Here is an 18,128-nt window from a genome sequence, read left to right as displayed (position 1 = left end):
AAACCATTATTAATCAATGTATTAAAATGAAGTCAGTCATGCCTTCCGTCTCAAAATGACAATTAGTTCGTCGATTTTCCTTAATTCTGGTCATTTTCCGCATAACCACTGCCAATAGCACTGAAGGGTAGTTCAAGTCCGAGCTCAGGCACTTGGAGACCTATCCACGCCGGAAATGTATTACTATTGGGACCGGGAACGGCTTCATATTCATTTGCCCACGGATAACGTTCCGCGGCCTCAATAATTTGTGGAATCAGCTTTCCGGCTTTGCTACCCACAAGCGATAATACTTTTTCTGGTTTCGCACCATACCAATATCGATCAGGTGCCGTCGTTTGATAATGATAAAGCGCTGGCTGATCGCGGTTTATGCGCCAACCCACGACCTCGTATACTGTATATTCTGTGGCATCCGCTGGTTTTATGGCTATCCAGGTGTGCACAGCGAACCAACCGCGCCAACCAAATGCATCGGCGGCATAGACCTCAATCACCGGCTCGGTTTCCGTCACCGGGTTCGGCGCGATACCTGCAGGTTCGCGCGAGGCGGTTCGCCAATCCGCTGATGAGCAACCAATCAATAATGTGGTAAGCAGTAGAGCGGTAAGTGTTCGATACATAATTCTCTCGTATAAAAACAAAAAAGCCTGTGCAGTTGTATCACAGGCTTTTCATACGTCAACTTTGAGAAGTTAGATTACTTGAAGGTGCGAGGTTTTAGCACGTCCGGCTTCAAGAACGGTTTTTCACCCGTGTTGTCATGCTGTCCCAAAACCTTTCCGTTGACTTCAGTTCCATACATCGTTGCTTTGTGGAAATTTATGAATTTCTCACGTGTTTCCTTAGCATCGCCGGTATAGCGTGGGTCTTGCGGTCGCTCATGCGAATTAATAAATAGTGCAACGTCCCACGCTTCTTGATCCGTTAATCGTCCAGGTTGACCCAATGGCATATTGTTTTGAATAAACGAGGCGGCGGTAAAGACGCGAGTCATGCCTGCCCCCCAGTTGTATGAACCGTCTCCCCATAGTGGCGGATAGACAATTTCACCGGCTATCTTCTTACCCGCACCATTAGAACCGTGACAGACGGCGCAATTCGCGTTGTATACTTTTTCGCCATTAGCATACGTGGTTGCTTTAGGCATCGTATTGCCGAGATGATTAAAGCCGCGCCCAGCAATATTCTTATCGTACATCTTCGCTCCTTTCGCCATATACTGGTGATAGGCTGAGAGCGCCAACATGGTATCACTACCGTATTCTGGCGCTTTACCATTCATCGAAAACGAAAAACAGCCAGCGATACGTTCTTCAAGCGAGTTAACGTGCCCGTTTTTGCCACGAAAATCTGGCAATGTTGTCGCAGCCGGCCATACAGGGCCCGACCATGCCATACGGCCTTCACCCATATGGCAAGATTTACAATTCAAATCATTGAATACAAACTCACCGCGCAGTTGTTGCGTATTCATAAATAAATCACGGCCTTTCAAAATAACCTTACGTAACTCCGGATGCAGGTCCTTATCATTTTCAATATCGGCAAGTGTCGGTGACTTATGCTGATACTGCCCAGCTTTTGGAGTTGGTAGTTTAATTTCTTCAGGCGCTTTTGATTGTGCACCAATTACCGCAACAGAAAAACTCGCAGTGAATAAAGCCGCCATGGCGTAGGTCAATTTCGTTAAATGAGTCATCAGTCGTCTCCTTGTCTTAATTACTGCGCCGGCTGACTGGCGAGATATGCGGCAACTGCTTTGATTTGTTCGTCACTAAGACGTTTTGCGATGGCCTCCATTAACTGCACTGGGTCAGAGCTTCGTTGCCCTTGTTGCCAAGCTTTCAATTGCTGCTCAATATAACTGGCATGTTGACCCGCTATACGCGGAAAATTTTCATCAACGCCCAGATTATTTGGGCCATGACAGCTACTGCATGGCGGAATATAAGCATCCCAATTGCCAAGTGTCGCAAGTTTTTCACCTGCATTTAGAAGCTCTTGTGGAGCCGATGACGCAGCTGTTTGCGGCACTGGAAGCTGTGCGAAGTAGGCGGCAAGATCGCGTAAATCTTGTTCGGAAAAATTGTCAATGTTCATACTCATGACCGGATTAATGCGTGTTCCGTCTTGGTATGCTTTCATGGTGCGAAATAAATAACCTTCGTTAAGCCCCGCCAACATCGGAAACGCTCCAGCAGCATTACCTTCACCGCTGGCACCGTGACACGCCAAACATGGTGCGCCGCTACCGTCGCCTTGCATCGACAACTGCTGACCTCGTTGTGCATCGCTGGCCGCGAAGGCTGAGGGAATCAAGAGCGAACATACTGCAATCATAACAACTGAATTGAGCTTCATGGTGAATCCTTATTTCCATTAAATTGGCGAAGCAGCCTATATTTTAGGACATTCTAATATATAATCCATATTAATTGTAAGGAAATGAGTTCAAGGAGATGTAATGAAACGAACTTCAGCTCAACAACTGCTCGTTGCTATCGGTTTGTTGTGCGGTATGCCTAACTGGGCAAGCGCGAGTGAGACGAGTTTATCGAGTCAAGTTTTTGCTAACTTTAGCAATCTTCAAATCGACGACCGACAGGCAGAAACCGAAGGATGGCAGGCCGATCTGAAGCGCTTTTATATCAATCTTGACCACCAGTGGAGCGATAAATGGAAGTTGAAAGTGACCACGGATGTGCAGTGGCAACGCCAGCAAGACCCGACTGATGTTTGGTTTCGACATGCGTATGTTGCGTATCAATTGAATGAGCATAATGAGTTTAAATTGGGTATCGCCGAATTACCTTGGATAGACTATATCGCTCGTCGCGTAGGCTACCGATATATTGACCCGAGCCTTACTCCGAAGAATAAGCTGGCCGGACCGACTGATCTGGGCGTGCATTACGGCTTTAATAATCAAGATGTTACGTTTGCAGCTTCCGTAATAACCGGTGGCGGTTTCCAGAAGCCACGTGTTGGCGATCAAGTCGATATTGAAGTGACCGGTGTTTGGCATATCTCGAATGCAGTCGATCTGGCCACAGGATGGTATGAGGGAACTCGAACTCTCGATAAAGATGAAAAGCCCAAATACCATGCGGCACAGCGCTGGAACCTGGCGTTGAGCTATCAATTAAAAGGCACGCGAGTCGGCATAGAATACGCCTACAACGATAATTGGACGCAAGTCAGTCAACTTGAGCAAGATGCCAGCGATGGTTGGAGTATTTGGGCAAGTAATCGCTTTCTACCGGATTATTCGGTATTTGCGCGCTATGATTTAACGCATCCGAGTCGGCGGTTAAACCCTCAGCTAAAACGCGATTATTTTCAAGTTGGCTTGGATTGGAAAGCGACAAGTTTCCTCACTGTTGCGCTGGTTGCGAAACAGAGTCATGTTGATAGTTTGATGATTGACCAAGAGCAGAGTGAAATTGGCATTTGGACTATGTGGAATTTTTAGCGCCGCAATGACTCGAAATTACTTAGCTGCTGACAAGCAAGCTTCCAGCAACTAAGAGTAAATTAAATAATAACGGCAATGCCATTAATAGAAATAAAGTCAGTTTAATTTTTGTTCGTTGCATAAAGACATCCCCCACAAACTGAATCTCATATTAATGAGAATGGTTCGCATTTGCAAGTTTGTGAGGGTGTTCTTTATTTAAATTTTGCTTCAATAGACTGATGAAGTTGTTTCTTACCGCCAAGCATAAAAACAACTTCCGCGACAACAAACAATGGACCGATAGCAAGCCCCATAATGTCATCGACAAATGCGGGCTTACGGCCCTCAAAATAGTGGCCAACAAACTGAAAAATCCAGCCGACGACAAATAACCCGATACCCCAGGCTAACCACAAAGAAGTCTCAAGCATCGCAACTTGGCTACCTAACCATACGGCTAGCCCGAGTAGCAAAGTCATTAAAATCCCTAAAGCGACATCGAGTTTGAGGTAAAACAACGCTGCAATCGCACTCACAATAATGGCGGGTGAGAGCATAAAGTCAGCGATAAACCAGGTGGGGCGTGATAATAAAATTTCGATTGCGATAACAATCAAAGGAATGCCAACTAAATGCGTCATGATATTGCGACGATCACGATGGTATGCAGCATATCCGGCTAAATGTTCTGTAATTGTTTTCATGGCTTGCTCACCTATTGTTTTATTGCCAATATTAACCTGATTCTAATAAAGAACAAGGACAACCCATGCGGGAACAACTCGAACGTCGTGCCTTTTTGATTTTACTGGCGGCAGTGACTATTGCTTTTGGCTTTATTCTGGAACCATTTTGGTCAGCCATTTTTTGGGCTTGCGCGGTATCCGTTATTTTCTTCCCACTCCAACAACTACTCGAACGAAAGTGGGGGAGTCACCCGAATATTAACGCACTAGTGACGTTGACAGTGTGCATGCTCATTGTCGTGATTCCAGTGATTTTCATCAGTACCGCATTTATACAAGAAGGTATTCAGCTCTATCAAAAATTAGACTCGGGCGATATCGATCCGCGTGAAATGTTAATGAAGTTGCGCGACGCGTTTCCGATTGTCGACGAGCTGTTGGTTGAGTTCGGTGTAAATCCAAACGACATTCGAGAGCAGGTAATTAGTGCCGTGCAGGGCGCTTCTAAATTCTTAGCAAAAGAAACACTGACCATTGGTCAAAATACCTTTAGCTTCTTAGTCAGCCTTGCGCTGATGATGTACCTGACCTTCTTCTTGCTACGCGACGGCTCACAATTGCGTGACTTACTCATTAAAGCATTACCCATTGGCGATGAACGAGAGCACGCATTATTTGAGAAGTTTGTCGAAGTGACCCGCGCGACTGTAAAAGGCAACCTTGTTGTCGCCGTCGTGCAAGGGGCGCTCGGTGGTTTCATTTTTTGGCTTCTTGATATTCCAGCTCCATTATTGTGGGGCGTCATCATGGCATTTTTATCGCTGATTCCAGCGGTCGGCGCAGCGCTAGTCTGGTTCCCCGCAGGGTTGTATCTATACGCTATTGGCGATTGGATTAGTGCCACGGTATTAATGGCCTACGGCGCGATTATTATCGGTTTAGCAGATAATGTGTTACGCCCAATTTTAGTCGGTCGCGATACCAAGTTACCGGATTACATCGTGTTATTTTCAACCATTGGCGGTATTTCGTTATTTGGTATCAATGGTTTTGTGATTGGGCCATTGGTCGCCGCACTTTTTATGGCGGTGTGGCAAATATTTATGACGGACTTCAATGATGAACCCGCATTCAACGATGAGCCCAAATTAAAAGAGCAGTCGGAGACTACTGAGTAAATCATTACGGCCGTCGGTAGCCGCCAATGAGGTTCGGCTTACTGAACACCCATTGCCATACTTGTAGATCGCGGGCGCGAAAAGCGCCCGCGCACGATAATAAGTAGTAGCGCCACATACGATAAAATGTGGTGTCATAATGCTCGCTTAGTTGCGGCCACGAACGCTCAAAATTGTCGTGCCACGCCATTAACGTCGGATCGTAATCGGCACCCAAATTATGGACATCTTCAGCACACAATAAGTCGCGTGATGCATCGTCAATGTGACTTAGGCAAGGTAACTCGCCGTTCGGAAATATGTATTTGGCTATCCATGGGTCGGTACCACGAACATCACGATTTCGGCCAATCGTATGCAATAAGAATAAACCACTAGGTTTGAGGCAATCAGCGACAACGTTCATGTAGCTTCGGTAATTTTTATGACCTACGTGCTCAAACATTCCGAGACTGACAATAGCGTCAAAAGATTCATTCAGTTGTCGATAGTCCTGCAGACGAAATTCTATCGGTAAACCTTCACATAGCTGCTGACCTAGTTTCACTTGTTCTTTAGAAACGGTCACACCGACACATTCAACGCCATAATGCTCCGCGGCATACTTCATAAAGCTACCCCAGCCGCAACCGATATCAAGAATGCGCATACCTGGTTGTAGCTGTAGTTTTTTACATACCAGTTCGAGCTTGTCTATTTGCGCCTGTTCGAGCGACTGCGCTGTCTGCCAATAGCCGCAGGTATAAACCATGTGCGGGTCGAGCATGGATTGATACAATGTGTTACCTAGATCATAGTGATGTTGACCAACCAGCCAAGAGCGCTGCGGAGACTGTAAATTTATTACGCGGTTTTTAAGGTAATGCCAAATGAGTCGTGAAGTTCGAACCTGATCTTGAACGCGATTAGCTAATAGTCGGCAAAAGAACACATCAAGTTGCTCACAGTCCCAATCGCCAGCCATATAGGCCTCACCGAGTGCAAGATTACCGCGAGCTATCACGTCACCTAAAAATGAGGCATCGCGCAATTGCATATCCCACGGCCGATTTCCATTGAGTTGGATATCGGCCGGAGCTAATAACTCACTAACAAATGCTTGTGCGTTCGCCATGCTACCTCCAGTGACACGATTTACGCACAAGTGTAGTCAAGATAACGGCATTTGCACGGCTGCCAAATAAGTTCTAGCGTGACTTAGACGCCACAAATTCGGGATAGGCTTCAACGCCACATTCCGAAATATCAGCACCTATATATTCATGCTCCATAGAGAGGCGAATGCCAAATGCTCTGGCTAAAAACCACCACACCAGCAAACTACTTGAAAATACCCAGAGAAAAATAATGGCAGCACCGAGTAATTGAACCGAAATTGATGCCGATACAGATGTCAGCACCGCACAAATCAACCCATAAAGGCCTGCCACGCCGTGCACCGAAATAGCACCAACTGGGTCGTCAATTTTTAAGCGGTCGAGTAATACTATGGAAGCCACAACAAGCGCACCCGCACCCGTACCGATTAGTACCGAGCTAGTTGCTGTTGCAGCCGCAGGTTCAGCTGTAATTGCGACTAAGCCTGCAAGTACACCGTTCAAAATCATGGTGAGATCAGCTTTGCGCCAAATGAGGCGAGTAATAGCAAAAGCAGAAACGGCACCGGCAGCAGCTGACAAATTCGTATTGAGAAAGATATTGGCCACCGCATTGGCGTTTTCCACAGTGTGAATGCTTAAGAGCGAACCACCATTAAAGCCTAGCCAGCCAAACCAAAGGATAAGTGTACCGAGAGTTGCCAGCGGCATATTGGCGCCAGGGATTGGATAAATAGCACCACTATGTCCATATTTACCTTTACGCGGACCAAGAATCATCACACCAGCAAGAGCAGCAGCAGCTCCCGTCATATGTACAACGCCTGAACCGGCAAAATCTACAAATCCCATCTCACTTAAAAAGCCACCGCCCCAAGTCCAGCTACCAACAAGCGGATAGATGACACTCGTCATGATAAGGGTAAATACCAGAAACATTGAGAGCTTCATGCGCTCTGCCACGGCTCCGGATACAATTGACATCGCGGTTGCGACGAAGACCATTTGGAAGAACAGGTAAGCGCTCGGGGAGTAATCGGAAATTGTTGTTTCACCATACATCAGGCGATAGCCGATGAAAAAATAACAGAGGCATGCGAGAGCGTATAATAGGATATTCTTGACCAGAATTTCGGTGGTATTCTTGGTTCGTACCAAACCAGCCTCAAGCATGGAAAAGCCTGCCGCCATCCACATCACTAATGCCGCACTTAATAAAATAAACAAGGTATCTAATGCATAACTTAATTCGGTCATAGTCATGGGAATCTCCTTATATCGCGAAGCGATCAGTTTCGCCGGTGCGAATCCGAATCACGGTTGAGAGCGGCGTGACGAAGATTTTACCATCGCCGGTATTGCCGGTATGCGCGGCGTCTCGAATAGCATCAATAGCAGCTTCGAGCTGTTCATCGGTGACGGCAATATCGATGCGTATTTTGGGTAGAAAATCGATACGATATTCGGCACCTCGATAGAGTTCGGTGTGGCCTTTTTGCCGACCAAAACCACGAACTTCTGTAATGGTCATACCCTGACAGCCAATCTGTTCAAGGGCTTCTCGAACGTCGTTGAGTTTGGCGGGTTTTATGATGGCGATAACAAGTTGCATGGTGACTCCTTTTTCTCAGCGAACTAGATTTAGTCGGGTTATTCATCGTCTCCGCTTAATAACCAAGCAATTGCCATGCCAAAAAAAGCATCAAAAAAAGGATTAAAATCGCCGAAAATACGCGAAACTTGCACTAATTTGGTGCGATTGTTTAATTTTTACAGAGATCTTGCACCATTGGTGGGCACATGAGTGGGCACATTGGTGGCATACAACGAACGGGTAAGTCGAACACATGCGGTTTGCTGAGGGATAACATATAATGATTGAATCTTTACAAGGTGCTGTAAGCTCCGTAATGTTAACGCAAAGAAACCAAAGGTATCGCCATGAAATATCTATCCTTAATGACTGTCTTATTTGTGCTCGCAGGCTGTTCATCGAATCACTCATCAGTGAGTGAGGTAGATATGTCTGCGGCAGAGTCGGTAGACTTTATGCGACCTTATGAGTTGTCACGTAACGATGTGAGCTTTGTCAGTTTGGGGCAAGTACAAGGTGAATCTTGCCAAGCAAACGTGTTCTCCGAAAAACCGACCCAACAAGAAGCTTTACTGCGCATGAAAATTGCGGCGGCAAAACTCGGTGCAAATCGTTTGATATTACGCAGTTGTCAGCAAGACCAAACAGATGATTGTCGAGCGCGCTGGATTTGCACTGGTGATGCGCACCAGGCACAACCGTTACAGTAAGTGAATCATTGTAGAAGGAGTCGTCATGCAAGTTGCTAAGCGTTCTGCAGAGCTAATCGGTCAAACAGATTTATTGCGATTGAACTCACTTTCGGATTTAACCGGTTGTGATATTTGGGTGAAGTTGGAGTCGCAAAACCCTGGTGGTTCGATAAAAGATCGTGCTGCATTGCAAATGATTAAAGATGCGATGGACAAAGGTGAACTCAAGCCCGGTATGACGATTGTTGAAGGCACCGCCGGAAACACTGGAATAGGTCTCGCGGTGGTTGCTCGTTCGTTTGGCTTGAACATGCTGGCAGTTATGCCCAATGATCAGAGCAAAGAAAAAGAGCGCATGATTACGTTGCACGGCGCCCAACTTAAAACGGTTGACCCAGTTCCTTTTAAAAACGAAAATCATTTTTATCATACGGCGCGCCGATTGGCTGAACAAAATGATGACTATTGGTGGGCCAATCAATTTGAGAATACCAGTAATGCGCGAGCTCATTATCTGACGACTGGCCCTGAAATTTGGCAGCAAACCAATGGCAACATTGATATTTTGGTGTCTGTCGCTGGCACCGGAGGAACGATTGCTGGTAACTCAATGTATCTCAAAGAGCGCAACCCGAACATGCAAGTTTGGTTGGCTGATCCAGATGGTTCTGGCATCTACAGTTATTTGAAAACTGGAGAATATGTCAGTCAAGGTAGCTCGTTCACCGAGGGCATCGGCATTATGCGTTTGGTTGAGAACTTTAAACAGGCGCGTATTGATGCGGCAGTAAACCTTCCTGATGACGATTTAGTGACGTTGTCGCGATACCTTGTGGAGCACGAGGGTTTAGTGCTTGGCAGTAGCTCGTGTTTAAACGTGGCTGGCGCGTTGCAAGCCGCAGTATTGCATGGCCCAGGAAAGACGGTCGTGACGTTCGCTTGTGATCTTGGCGAGCGCTCGGCGAGCAAACTCTACAACGAAGACTATTTAAAACAACGCGGCGTTCGTACCGAGCCCGAGAAGATATCTGAGTTAATTCGTCGTTACCAGAATCAGGGTGATAAAGTTTGGTATCGTCAATCATGAAAGGTAAACTCAGCTTCGCCGCTCTTCTGGTCGTAAGCGGACTGGTATGCTCGAATAGTTGGGCACAGCAGTTAACTGAACCGTCAGCAAGCGAAGAGGCTAAGTCACCGTTAATTATTGCTCACCGCGGAGCTTCAGGTTATGCGCCTGAACACTCTGCGGTTGCGGTCGCTTTGGCCCATGCCCAAAATGCCGACTACATCGAACAAGATGTAGTACTGACTCGCGACCATGTTCCCGTCGTGTTGCACGATATTGTTTTGGATTTTGTGACCAACGTCAAAGAGGTTTATCCGGACAAACACCGTCCCAATGGCCACTATTATGTGGTTGACTTTACCTTTGCGGAACTCCAAAAGTTAACACTCACCGAACGTAAAAATAAACATGGCGAGCAGCGTTACCCACAGCGATTCTCCGTGACCAGCGGGGATTTTAAAATCATGTCGCTGGCGCAGCAGATTGAGCTTATTCTTGGCTTAAATCAAACGCGCAATACGAATACCGGCCTATACATTGAATTCAAGGCGGCGCGTTGGCATAAAACTCAAAATTATGATGTCGTTCAAGCAACACTCGGTGTTTTAGCACGCTATGGATTCAGCGACGTTGTACCGCCAGCGCCGATTTATTTGCAAAGTTTTGACCCCGAAGTATTACGCCGGTTGAAGCGCGAATTCATGACACAGCTACCACTGGTGCAGTTGGTCGCTGAAAATAGTTGGAATGAGAGCGATATTGATTACAACACGATGCTCACTGCCGCAGGTTTAGAAACGCTAAGCAGCTACGCCGGTGGTGTCGGTATTTGGTTGAACCATATTTATTTGGGCCTAGATGAGAACGGCCAGCCAAAGTTCTCAGATGTTATCGCCCATGCCCAAGCTGCGGGCTTGAAGGTACACGTTTATACGTTGCGTGCCGATGATTTACCGGAAGGCGTGACGAGTTATCAGCAACTCAAAGACTGGTTACTTGAGCTTGGTGTCGATGGCGTGTTTACCGATTTTCCTGATTTGTAGACGTATCAAAACTAACTCGCATCCGATAACCATCCGTACCATCGTCGTAGTACTCAGGAAGTAAGTCGATAACCGCAAAATGGAGCTTTTCGTACAAACTTATCGCTGCTGTATTGTCGACTTTCACTTCTAATCCCAGACTAATTGCACCCTGTTGCTGAGCGGTGTGAATTGCATGCTCGAGGAGTACGCGGCCGAGTCCGGTGCCACGTGACTCTGGTGCGGTAGCAATGGAGTAAAGCCGCCAACGACGACTGTTCTTTCGCGTCAGCAATAAATAGTAACCGGCAAGCGCGCCGTCTTCGCTCATACAAACGAAAACATGCCCAGTATTCCCGGCTAATAAGCGCCGAAAACTTCGGCGCCCCATGCGGCTGTAATCGAAACAGCGCTCTTCAAGCTGAACTAAAGCTCCAACATCATTGAATGTGGCTTCGCGAATATGCCAACGAGCGCTATTTTCACGCATTATTTTTCATCCAAGCGACGGGCAAAATCACGCATGATAATGTGATACAGCTCATCACCTAACAGCAAATCTTCGACCCCAGAATCAATCGACGGGTTGTCGTTGATCTCAATGATCACAGGGCCTTTTGCCGTCACCTTCATATCAACACCGTACAAGCCGTCGCCAATTAAACGAGTTGCTTGTAGCGCAGTTTTCACCACATCTTTTGGCACTTGATGAACGCCGACGGTTTCAAAACCACCAGATTTTGCCCGACTTGTCGTGCTGGCATGGTTGTATATTTGCCAGTGATTGCGTGCCATAAAGTATTTACAGGCATAAATAGGGCGGTTGTTCAAAATCCCAATACGCCAGTCAAATTCGGTTTTCACGAATTCTTGTGCAAGCAAAATAGTCGATTTCTTAAACAGCTCAGCGGCCACTCGTTGTAGCTCTTCCTCTGACTCTGCTTTTTCGACACCAATTGAAAACGACCCGTCAGGAATCTTCAGCACGACAGGATATCCCAATCGTTGACCAATTTTTCCGTAATCAATATCTTGCTGGCTCAATAACAACTCAGTGCGCGGTGTTGGAATACCGTGCTTATCAAGCAACTCTTTTAAAAATACTTTATTCGCGCACTGCAAAATTGAGTGCGGCGCATCAATGACAACCATGCCATTCGCTTCAGCCTTTTTAGCAAAGTGATAGGTGTAATGGTTGATGCGCGTGGTTTCACGAATAAACAGCGCGTCAAACTCAAGTAATCGGTTGTAGTCATCGGCTGTGATTAATTCTGCATCGATATCAGCTTCTTTGGCCGCTTTAATAAATTTTTGTAATGCCTTTTTGTCGCTGGTCGGAATCGGCTCTTCTGGGTCGTGCAAAATGGCGAGGTCGTAGCGATATTCTTTCGGCGCGCGTGCCTTGCGCCACACCCGTTTACTGAAACTGTCTAGAGCATCACCAAAAAATGTCTGTTGCGTATCGGAGAGGTCCGGTAATGCACCAGCAACTAACTGATTGATAAACCAACGCCCTTGATAACTAAATTCGACCCACATGATCGGACACGGGTAACGGTCGAACATTTGACGAGCGAAGTTATTCAACAGTGGTTCTTCGGTTTGCCCGAAACAAATCAGGACACGAACAGGCAACGACTTATCAGCCGTCGCTAAAAATTTATTGAGGTGCTTATCGGTATTGGCAAGCAGCAATTGATAGTGACTGAAGTTCGCCAAATCGTTAATGGTTGTCACGGATGGCAAAACGCGTTGGCCTCGTGCTTCAGCTAACAAACTGACGTAATAGCCAGTCGATAAATAACTCAAGTCACCACACAAATTGAGAATTTGTGTGCGTGTCTTGCTCGTCGACTGAAGTAAGTATTCACTTGCCGTAACCGTGGCCTGACTAGGGTAGTAAGGTTGCCAATCGGTAATGTCGTCAAGAATGATTAAAGCTGCGTTTTGCATAGTGGCTCCAAAGCGAAATTGCCGCGCATTTTTATGCCTAATTTGAACAAATTACAATAGCTCAGAAAGATATTTTTATGTAATTTCTTCTATTATTTTTTTTGTAAAAAAGACGTTGAAAAATAGCCGAATGAATTTAGGTAAGCTATTCTTGTGCTTACAAATATAGTTCGGAGTATGTTGTTATGCTTACATTACTGGCAAAATTTTTAAAGGCGCTCAACTCGGAGTCTGGTGCGTGGGCATTAGCGTTTGCTTTTGTGCTTGGCATGATGATGGGGTTCACGCCACTTTGGCGTCTGCATAACTTAGCAATACTGCTGATTGCGTTGCTATTTCGTATTAACCTTACTGGATTTATTCTGAGCTTTATCATTTGCTCAGGAATCGCGTATTTACTTGATCCTTGGTTCCATCAGTTTGGTTTCTATCTGCTGTCGAGCGAAAGCTGGCAACCACTATGGCAATCCATGTATCAATCTGCATTTTGGCGCGTGTTACAGTTTCACCACAGTATTACCTTAGGTAGCTTTATAATTAGTGTTGCCTTTGCGCCCATCCTATTGTTTGTCAGTTTCTTTATCATTACCCAGTATCGTACGCGCATTCAAAAGTGGTTTAACAAGCTCAAGTTAGTGCAAATGCTTAAAGCGAATCGTTTTTGGGCCATTTACTCAGATTTACGGGGGTAAGCTGTTATGTCCGCAACTAATACAAAAAATACCGTTCGCCCAAGCGCTATTCGCTGGTCGGGGTTGAGTGCTTTTATCATTATCTGCGCGCTTCTCGTTGCGTTTTCTTGGTTGCTCCTCGATACCATTATTAAGTGGACCTTGGAGCGAACTATAGGCACCTTAAATGGGGCAGAAGTAAATATTAGCCAAGTGGAACATCACTGGAGCCCACTGGGTTTGAAAATTACTGGTATTCAGGTAACTGATCCCGCAGAGCCCGAATTTAATCGCTTGGTAATTGGTGATGTGACGGGTGAGATTAATGTCGAACAGTTATTGCTTGGTCGCTTCCATTTCGAGAACGTGGTGAGCAGTGGTATTCGCGTCCATCAACAACGCTCGGCCCCGGGTGAGGTATATCAGATCCCGGATAAGCAAGATATCCAGGATTGGACCAAAGATGGCTTAGCGAAGTTGAATCTCTCGATGCCTAATGTCGATGATATTATCGCTCGAGTTGATTTGCAGACCCCCGCAGCAATTGAACGAGCGAAAGCAACGGTCGCCGAGCAAAAAGCTGTGCTGGAAGACGCACGTGATAGCCTGCCCACTGCAGAAGATCTCAAAGCCTATGAAGCTGAACTGAAAAAAATTACTGAAGGCGAGATCAAAACCCCGCAGCAGTTACAAGAGCGGCGCGAGCAATTTAATGCACTCAAGGAAAAGTTTGAGGCCGACAGAGCACGCTTGAAAGAAGTAAAAGAACAAGCATCCGCGGCGGTCGACACGTTAAAAGCTGATTTCGAGGCTGTAAAATCTGCCCCGCAGCAAGATTTAGAGCGTGCCCAGCAGCTGATGCAACTTAATAGTGAAGGCCTGAGTGAAATCACGGCAGTTCTCTTTGGTGAGCAAATGCGTCAGTGGAGTCAGTACATCTTGTTGGCTTATGAGCAGTTGGCGCCAATGTTAGCCCGTTCAGCAGATGAAACCTTGGTTAAGCCACAGCGTGGCGAGGGTATATGGTTCGAGTTTAGTGACGCCAACGAACCACCATCGTTTTTAATTAAAAAGGCAAAAACTGAGTTTGCTTGGGGCGAAACCGTACTTGATGTTGATTGGGCAAACATTACCCATCAACATGAGCAACTTGGTCAACCGACAACATTTATGGCGCGTGCCGATAACTCAAGTTTGTGGCAAAACTTAAACTTAAATGGCGAACTTGCACTAACTGCAGAAGGAATTGACGCGAAGCAGCAATGGCAGGTGAAAGGGATTCAACTGAATAGCCTCAAGTTGAGCGAGCAAGCCGAGTTTGTCGCTACTCTGGCGGCGGCACTGCTCGATTCAGAAGGTGAAGTGTCGTTACGCGACAATATGTTTGATGGTGGCGGCACCGTTCGTTTGGCTGATATGAAAGTAGAGGCGAGTGCGCAAAACCGCTGGACGGAAGTTATTGCCAATGCGCTTCGCCAATTAAACCGATTGGATATTAACGCGGATATTCAAGGTGCGCTCAATGCTCCGGAGTTTTCATTTAACTCTGATTTAGATCGTCAATTAGGGAGTGCTTTGAAAGCCGCCGCATTAGATGCCGGTCGTACAGAGCTCGCTGGCTTGCAGTCTAAATTACAGGAGCAGACTGGCGGATTTCTGGGTGAAAACCAAGACGTCTTAGCGAGCTTTTCAACACTTCTTGGTGATGCAGACCAGCGCGATGCGAAGTTGCAAGAATTGCTTAAAGCTAAGTTTGAAAGCAAGCTGGAAGACAAGCTTAAAGATCGTTTGAAAGGCGTTTTAGGTGGCTAAGCACAATAAAAAACACCGGCAAATGCCGGTGTTTTTCTCTGCATTTATTGATTGATAAATTCGGCAAGCTCAGTGGCTTTGGATTGAATATTGTAAACGCCATCAAGGTGTCCAAAAATACCGTCAATTTCAGCGTACTGCGGTGCTTTGTCTTGCTCCTTAAGAATCTCTACTGCTTGCTTCGCTAAATAAGGCTGTAATAGCAGGTCATTTTTCGCTGGCAGAAATAGCGTTTTTGCCTTTACCTTACTTAAGCCAGTTGCTAAATCTTGCTCATGTCCAGCGACAAACAATTGATTCGCCCGCACTAAATAGAGAATGTGATTCGCATCTGCTAATGGCGCGTTCTTCGCGGCCGCACCGAACCAAAAATCGGTTGCAGGCAAGCCATTGGTCACACTTTCAAGTGCTGCTTGTGGCAATGTTTCTTGTTTAGGCGATGATTGATTGAAAGCAACTGGGTGCATCGCTTGTTGGGTAATCATTGTTAGCGTGCTGGCTAAGCCTTGTAGCGGTGCTTCGCCATCATAGTAATTACCGTGGTTCCAATTCGGATCCAATTTAATTGGACGCGCCCAGTGCTCCAGTGCGGTAATGGTCCAAGCATCCATCGCGCCGGCACCAATTACCGATACCATTCGTTCCACCATATCTGGATAAGCTACTGACCATTCCAGCGCTTGTAACGAGCCCATTGAAGCGCCCACAACAGCATGTAATTTGTTGATACCCAAGCTGGTGATCAACGCATGTTGTACGTTAACAAAATCGCGGATAGTGACAACTGGAAAATCTAACCCATAAGGCTTTCCAGTTTTCGGATTAATTGATGCTGGGCCGGTTGTAATCACGTGCGGCAAATGCGGAAATGCATTAACGAGCGTATCCGAACTCAATACGTAGTACTTATTCGTATCAATTGCTTTACCAGGACCAATAATCGCGTCCCAGTAGCCCGACTGCGGGTCATTTGGCGTGTATTTACCAGCCGCATGACTATTGCCGGAAAAGAAGTGAGTAATCAAAATAACATTGTCTTTCGCTTCGTTCAGTTCACCGTAAGCTTCCCAGCCAATGGTCACTTCCGGGATAACTTCGCCACTCACAGTGGCAAAGTTTTTGGTTGTAAATGATTTTTTTTCAACCAAGAGTTCAGAAGCATGCACGGCGTTTACAGACGAAACCGCCATGATAAAAATAAGTGTTGTGAGTCGAAGAATCATGCTGATTGCTCCATCAGATAATTTAAGTACTGCTTGCGCAGTTCGTTTTTAATTAATTTACCGGTGCCGGTATGTGGCAGGCTATCGACCACAATAATGTCGTCGGGCATCCACCATTTTGCGATTTTGCCTTCGAGGAATTTATAAATGTCCTGCTTATCAATTTGATGCCCTTTGTTAGCGACAACAAGTAACAGAGGGCGCTCGTCCCACTTCGGGTGCTTGACGCCAATCACGCAACCTTCATTAACATCTGGGTGCTGGCTTGCGATATTTTCGATATCTAACGAGCTAATCCACTCGCCACCGCTTTTAATGACGTCTTTTTTGCGATCGACGACTTTCATATAACCCTGCGTATCAATCACCGCAATGTCGCCGGTGGCAAGCCAGCCATCAGCAAAAATATCAGGGTCGTCACGGCGGTAATAGCTACTGGCAATCCAAGGGCCACGCACCTTCAATTCTCCCGAAGTAACACCATCGTGTGGGAGCGGGTGACCAGATGCATCAAATATCGCCATATCCACACCGAAACAGGCTCGGCCCGCTGTAGTTTGAATGGCATAGCGTTCGGTTGCAGGAAGCGCCATTATCGCTGCAGTCGGTGGCGCAGAGCAGGCTAACGGGCCCGTTTCAGTCATGCCCCAAATAGGCTGCCAATAAACATCATAAAGCTCGTCATAGGTTTTCACTAAACCAAGCGGCGATGCCGCGCCACCTACGCATACACGCTCTAATGAAGGAATATGCAGCTGATGTTCGTGCAAGTAGTTATGCAAGGTTAGCCAAATTGTTGGAACCCCCAAACCTACAGTGACATTTTCAGAAGTAATAAGCTCATGCATGTCGGCACCACTCATACCGGCGCCGGGTAGCACCAACTTACTTCCCGCAAGCGGGGCAGCGTAGGGGGCGCCCCACGCACCAACGTGATACATTGAAACCATCGGCATCAATACCGTATCGGTGCGTAAGTCGAGTAACTCAGCACTCAGGGTTGCCTGCGCATGCAATACAGTTGAGCGATGCGATGTTAAAACGCCCTTGGGATTGCCGGTGGTGCCTGAGGTGTAGCATAACAAAGCGGCGCTTTGCTCGGAGAAAATAGGCCAATCAAATTCGCGTGGTTGTTCGCTGAGCAAGGTTTCGTAATTTTGTACCGGCAACCAGATATGGTCCAACATGGGTTGTTGTTCGGCGTCGGTTAAAATCACAATACCTTTTACCGTTTTTAGCTCGTTGGCGAACTCGTCGAGTAACGGAACAAAGCTGGCATCGACAAACAGCCAACTTGCTTCGGCATCGTCCAAAATCCACTTAATTTGTTCGGCAATCAAGCGCGGGTTGACGGTGTGAATGACGGCGCCAATTCCGCTAACCGCATAATATAACTCAACATGTCGATAGGTGTTCCAAGCGAGCGTCGCCACGCGATCGCCAGGCTCAATTTCGAGCTGTTTTAATGCGTGAGCAAGCTGACAGGTGCGCTGGTAACAGGCTTGGTAGGAATACCGATGAATATCACCTTCTAGCCGTCGCGAGACAATTTCTTGCTGCGGGTGTCGACGCACCGCATGCCGCAGCAAATCGATAATCAGTAACTGACTATCTTGAACATCGCCTGGCAGACTTGCAGCGGCGCTTGTAGATACTTCAAACATAAAGTGCCTC

18 protein-coding genes are annotated in these 18,128 nt (G+C 46.6%); 7 read left to right on the top strand and 11 right to left on the bottom strand.

The window, feature by feature from the left end; all coding sequences use genetic code 11:
* Nucleotides 1–80: 80 nt before the first annotated feature.
* The 3 genes from BM292_RS10895 to BM292_RS10885 all read right to left on the bottom strand — a co-directional run bounded on the left by BM292_RS10895 (nt 81) and on the right by BM292_RS10885 (nt 2,364).
* Nucleotides 81–623 (bottom strand): DUF3750 domain-containing protein, encoded by a 543-nt coding sequence (locus BM292_RS10895; RefSeq protein ID WP_092858492.1) that lies wholly within the window; start codon nt 621–623, stop codon nt 81–83.
* A gap of 77 nt (nt 624–700) precedes the next feature.
* Nucleotides 701–1,702: a c-type cytochrome gene (locus BM292_RS10890; RefSeq protein WP_092858490.1), complete on the bottom strand. Its 1,002-nt coding sequence runs from the start codon at nt 1,700–1,702 to the stop codon at nt 701–703.
* 20 nt (nt 1,703–1,722) lie between these two features.
* Nucleotides 1,723–2,364: a c-type cytochrome gene (locus BM292_RS10885; RefSeq protein ID WP_092858488.1), complete on the bottom strand. Its 642-nt coding sequence runs from the start codon at nt 2,362–2,364 to the stop codon at nt 1,723–1,725.
* A gap of 103 nt (nt 2,365–2,467) precedes the next feature.
* On the opposite strand from BM292_RS10885, the gene BM292_RS10880 reads away from it, so the two are divergent.
* Nucleotides 2,468–3,475 (top strand): hypothetical protein, encoded by a 1,008-nt coding sequence (locus BM292_RS10880; protein WP_092858486.1) that lies wholly within the window; start codon nt 2,468–2,470, stop codon nt 3,473–3,475.
* A 197-nt stretch (nt 3,476–3,672) separates the two neighbouring features.
* Here BM292_RS10880 and BM292_RS10875 read toward each other — a convergent pair whose 3' ends face one another.
* Nucleotides 3,673–4,164, bottom strand: a complete 492-nt coding sequence (locus tag BM292_RS10875; protein ID WP_092858484.1) for an Mpo1 family 2-hydroxy fatty acid dioxygenase — start codon at nt 4,162–4,164, stop codon at nt 3,673–3,675.
* A gap of 65 nt (nt 4,165–4,229) precedes the next feature.
* Between BM292_RS10875 and BM292_RS10870 the strand changes: the two genes are divergently transcribed.
* Nucleotides 4,230–5,324 carry an AI-2E family transporter gene (locus tag BM292_RS10870; RefSeq protein ID WP_092858482.1) on the top strand — a complete coding sequence of 365 codons (1,095 nt, stop codon included), beginning with the start codon at nt 4,230–4,232 and terminating at the stop codon, nt 5,322–5,324.
* 4 nt (nt 5,325–5,328) lie between these two features.
* On the opposite strand, the gene cfa is transcribed toward BM292_RS10870, so the two are convergent.
* From cfa to BM292_RS10855, 3 genes are all read right to left on the bottom strand, one after another.
* Nucleotides 5,329–6,438 (bottom strand): cyclopropane fatty acyl phospholipid synthase, encoded by a 1,110-nt coding sequence (gene cfa, locus BM292_RS10865; protein WP_092858480.1) that lies wholly within the window; start codon nt 6,436–6,438, stop codon nt 5,329–5,331.
* Nucleotides 6,439–6,511: 73 nt separating this feature from the next.
* On the bottom strand, nt 6,512–7,684 hold the full coding sequence (locus BM292_RS10860) for an ammonium transporter family protein (RefSeq protein WP_092858478.1): 1,173 nt from the start codon (nt 7,682–7,684) through the stop codon (nt 6,512–6,514).
* Between the two features lie 10 nt (nt 7,685–7,694).
* Nucleotides 7,695–8,033: a P-II family nitrogen regulator gene (locus BM292_RS10855; protein ID WP_092858476.1), complete on the bottom strand. Its 339-nt coding sequence runs from the start codon at nt 8,031–8,033 to the stop codon at nt 7,695–7,697.
* 329 nt (nt 8,034–8,362) lie between these two features.
* On the opposite strand from BM292_RS10855, the gene rcsF reads away from it, so the two are divergent.
* From rcsF to glpQ, 3 genes are read left to right on the top strand one after another with little or no spacing between them, the layout of a single operon-like run.
* Nucleotides 8,363–8,725 (top strand): Rcs stress response system protein RcsF, encoded by a 363-nt coding sequence (rcsF, locus tag BM292_RS10850; RefSeq protein WP_092858474.1) that lies wholly within the window; start codon nt 8,363–8,365, stop codon nt 8,723–8,725.
* Between the two features lie 25 nt (nt 8,726–8,750).
* A complete protein-coding gene (locus BM292_RS10845) occupies nt 8,751–9,794 on the top strand; it encodes a cysteine synthase A (RefSeq protein ID WP_092858472.1) in 1,044 nt (347 codons plus the stop codon).
* On the top strand, nt 9,791–10,816 hold the full coding sequence (gene glpQ, locus BM292_RS10840) for a glycerophosphodiester phosphodiesterase (protein WP_092858470.1): 1,026 nt from the start codon (nt 9,791–9,793) through the stop codon (nt 10,814–10,816). The genes BM292_RS10845 and glpQ overlap by 4 nt, the downstream gene beginning before the upstream one ends.
* On the opposite strand, the gene BM292_RS10835 is transcribed toward glpQ, so the two are convergent.
* Both BM292_RS10835 and BM292_RS10830 read right to left on the bottom strand, forming a co-directional pair.
* Entirely contained in the window at nt 10,794–11,285 is a 492-nt protein-coding gene (locus BM292_RS10835) for a GNAT family N-acetyltransferase (protein ID WP_092858468.1), read from the bottom strand. The genes glpQ and BM292_RS10835 overlap by 23 nt on opposite strands.
* Nucleotides 11,285–12,748 (bottom strand): RimK family ATP-grasp domain-containing protein, encoded by a 1,464-nt coding sequence (locus BM292_RS10830; protein ID WP_092858466.1) that lies wholly within the window; start codon nt 12,746–12,748, stop codon nt 11,285–11,287. Before BM292_RS10830 ends, BM292_RS10835 begins: the two co-directional genes overlap by 1 nt.
* Before the next feature lie 185 nt (nt 12,749–12,933).
* On the opposite strand from BM292_RS10830, the gene BM292_RS10825 reads away from it, so the two are divergent.
* Entirely contained in the window at nt 12,934–13,440 is a 507-nt protein-coding gene (locus BM292_RS10825; RefSeq protein ID WP_092858464.1) for a TIGR03546 family protein, read from the top strand.
* Nucleotides 13,441–13,446: 6 nt separating this feature from the next.
* A complete protein-coding gene (locus tag BM292_RS10820) occupies nt 13,447–15,231 on the top strand; it encodes a TIGR03545 family protein (RefSeq protein ID WP_092858462.1) in 1,785 nt (594 codons plus the stop codon).
* 44 nt (nt 15,232–15,275) lie between these two features.
* Here BM292_RS10820 and BM292_RS10815 read toward each other — a convergent pair whose 3' ends face one another.
* On the bottom strand, nt 15,276–16,454 hold the full coding sequence (locus BM292_RS10815; RefSeq protein ID WP_177203838.1) for an E22 family MetX-like putative esterase: 1,179 nt from the start codon (nt 16,452–16,454) through the stop codon (nt 15,276–15,278).
* The gene (locus BM292_RS10810) at nt 16,451–18,118 is read right to left on the bottom strand and encodes a long-chain fatty acid--CoA ligase (RefSeq protein WP_092858460.1); all 1,668 of its coding nucleotides are present in this window, start codon (nt 18,116–18,118) and stop codon (nt 16,451–16,453) included. The genes BM292_RS10815 and BM292_RS10810 overlap by 4 nt, the downstream gene beginning before the upstream one ends.
* Nucleotides 18,119–18,128: the final 10 nt, after the last annotated feature.

Origin of the sequence: Pseudidiomarina tainanensis, assembly GCF_900115255.1 — a bacterium.
In the GTDB taxonomy this organism is placed as follows: Bacteria; Pseudomonadota; Gammaproteobacteria; order Enterobacterales; family Alteromonadaceae; genus Pseudidiomarina; species Pseudidiomarina tainanensis.
Note: the sequence above shows the minus strand (reverse complement) of the source record. Positions and strands in the feature narration are given on the sequence as shown.

Excerpts from the sequence above, each read along its gene's own strand:
- BM292_RS10895 (WP_092858492.1), bottom strand. The coding sequence starts at position 623 with ATGTATCGAACACTTACCGCTCTACTGCTTACCACATTATTGATTGGT.
- BM292_RS10890 (WP_092858490.1), bottom strand. The coding sequence starts at position 1,702 with ATGACTCATTTAACGAAATTGACCTACGCCATGGCGGCTTTATTCACT.
- BM292_RS10885 (WP_092858488.1), bottom strand. The coding sequence starts at position 2,364 with ATGAAGCTCAATTCAGTTGTTATGATTGCAGTATGTTCGCTCTTGATT.
- BM292_RS10880 (WP_092858486.1), top strand. The coding sequence starts at position 2,468 with ATGAAACGAACTTCAGCTCAACAACTGCTCGTTGCTATCGGTTTGTTG.
- BM292_RS10875 (WP_092858484.1), bottom strand. The coding sequence starts at position 4,164 with ATGAAAACAATTACAGAACATTTAGCCGGATATGCTGCATACCATCGT.
- BM292_RS10870 (WP_092858482.1), top strand. The coding sequence starts at position 4,230 with ATGCGGGAACAACTCGAACGTCGTGCCTTTTTGATTTTACTGGCGGCA.
- cfa (WP_092858480.1), bottom strand. The coding sequence starts at position 6,438 with ATGGCGAACGCACAAGCATTTGTTAGTGAGTTATTAGCTCCGGCCGAT.
- BM292_RS10860 (WP_092858478.1), bottom strand. The coding sequence starts at position 7,684 with ATGACTATGACCGAATTAAGTTATGCATTAGATACCTTGTTTATTTTA.
- BM292_RS10855 (WP_092858476.1), bottom strand. The coding sequence starts at position 8,033 with ATGCAACTTGTTATCGCCATCATAAAACCCGCCAAACTCAACGACGTT.
- rcsF (WP_092858474.1), top strand. The coding sequence starts at position 8,363 with ATGAAATATCTATCCTTAATGACTGTCTTATTTGTGCTCGCAGGCTGT.
- BM292_RS10845 (WP_092858472.1), top strand. The coding sequence starts at position 8,751 with ATGCAAGTTGCTAAGCGTTCTGCAGAGCTAATCGGTCAAACAGATTTA.
- glpQ (WP_092858470.1), top strand. The coding sequence starts at position 9,791 with ATGAAAGGTAAACTCAGCTTCGCCGCTCTTCTGGTCGTAAGCGGACTG.
- BM292_RS10835 (WP_092858468.1), bottom strand. The coding sequence starts at position 11,285 with ATGCGTGAAAATAGCGCTCGTTGGCATATTCGCGAAGCCACATTCAAT.
- BM292_RS10830 (WP_092858466.1), bottom strand. The coding sequence starts at position 12,748 with ATGCAAAACGCAGCTTTAATCATTCTTGACGACATTACCGATTGGCAA.
- BM292_RS10825 (WP_092858464.1), top strand. The coding sequence starts at position 12,934 with ATGCTTACATTACTGGCAAAATTTTTAAAGGCGCTCAACTCGGAGTCT.
- BM292_RS10820 (WP_092858462.1), top strand. The coding sequence starts at position 13,447 with ATGTCCGCAACTAATACAAAAAATACCGTTCGCCCAAGCGCTATTCGC.
- BM292_RS10815 (WP_177203838.1), bottom strand. The coding sequence starts at position 16,454 with ATGATTCTTCGACTCACAACACTTATTTTTATCATGGCGGTTTCGTCT.
- BM292_RS10810 (WP_092858460.1), bottom strand. The coding sequence starts at position 18,118 with ATGTTTGAAGTATCTACAAGCGCCGCTGCAAGTCTGCCAGGCGATGTT.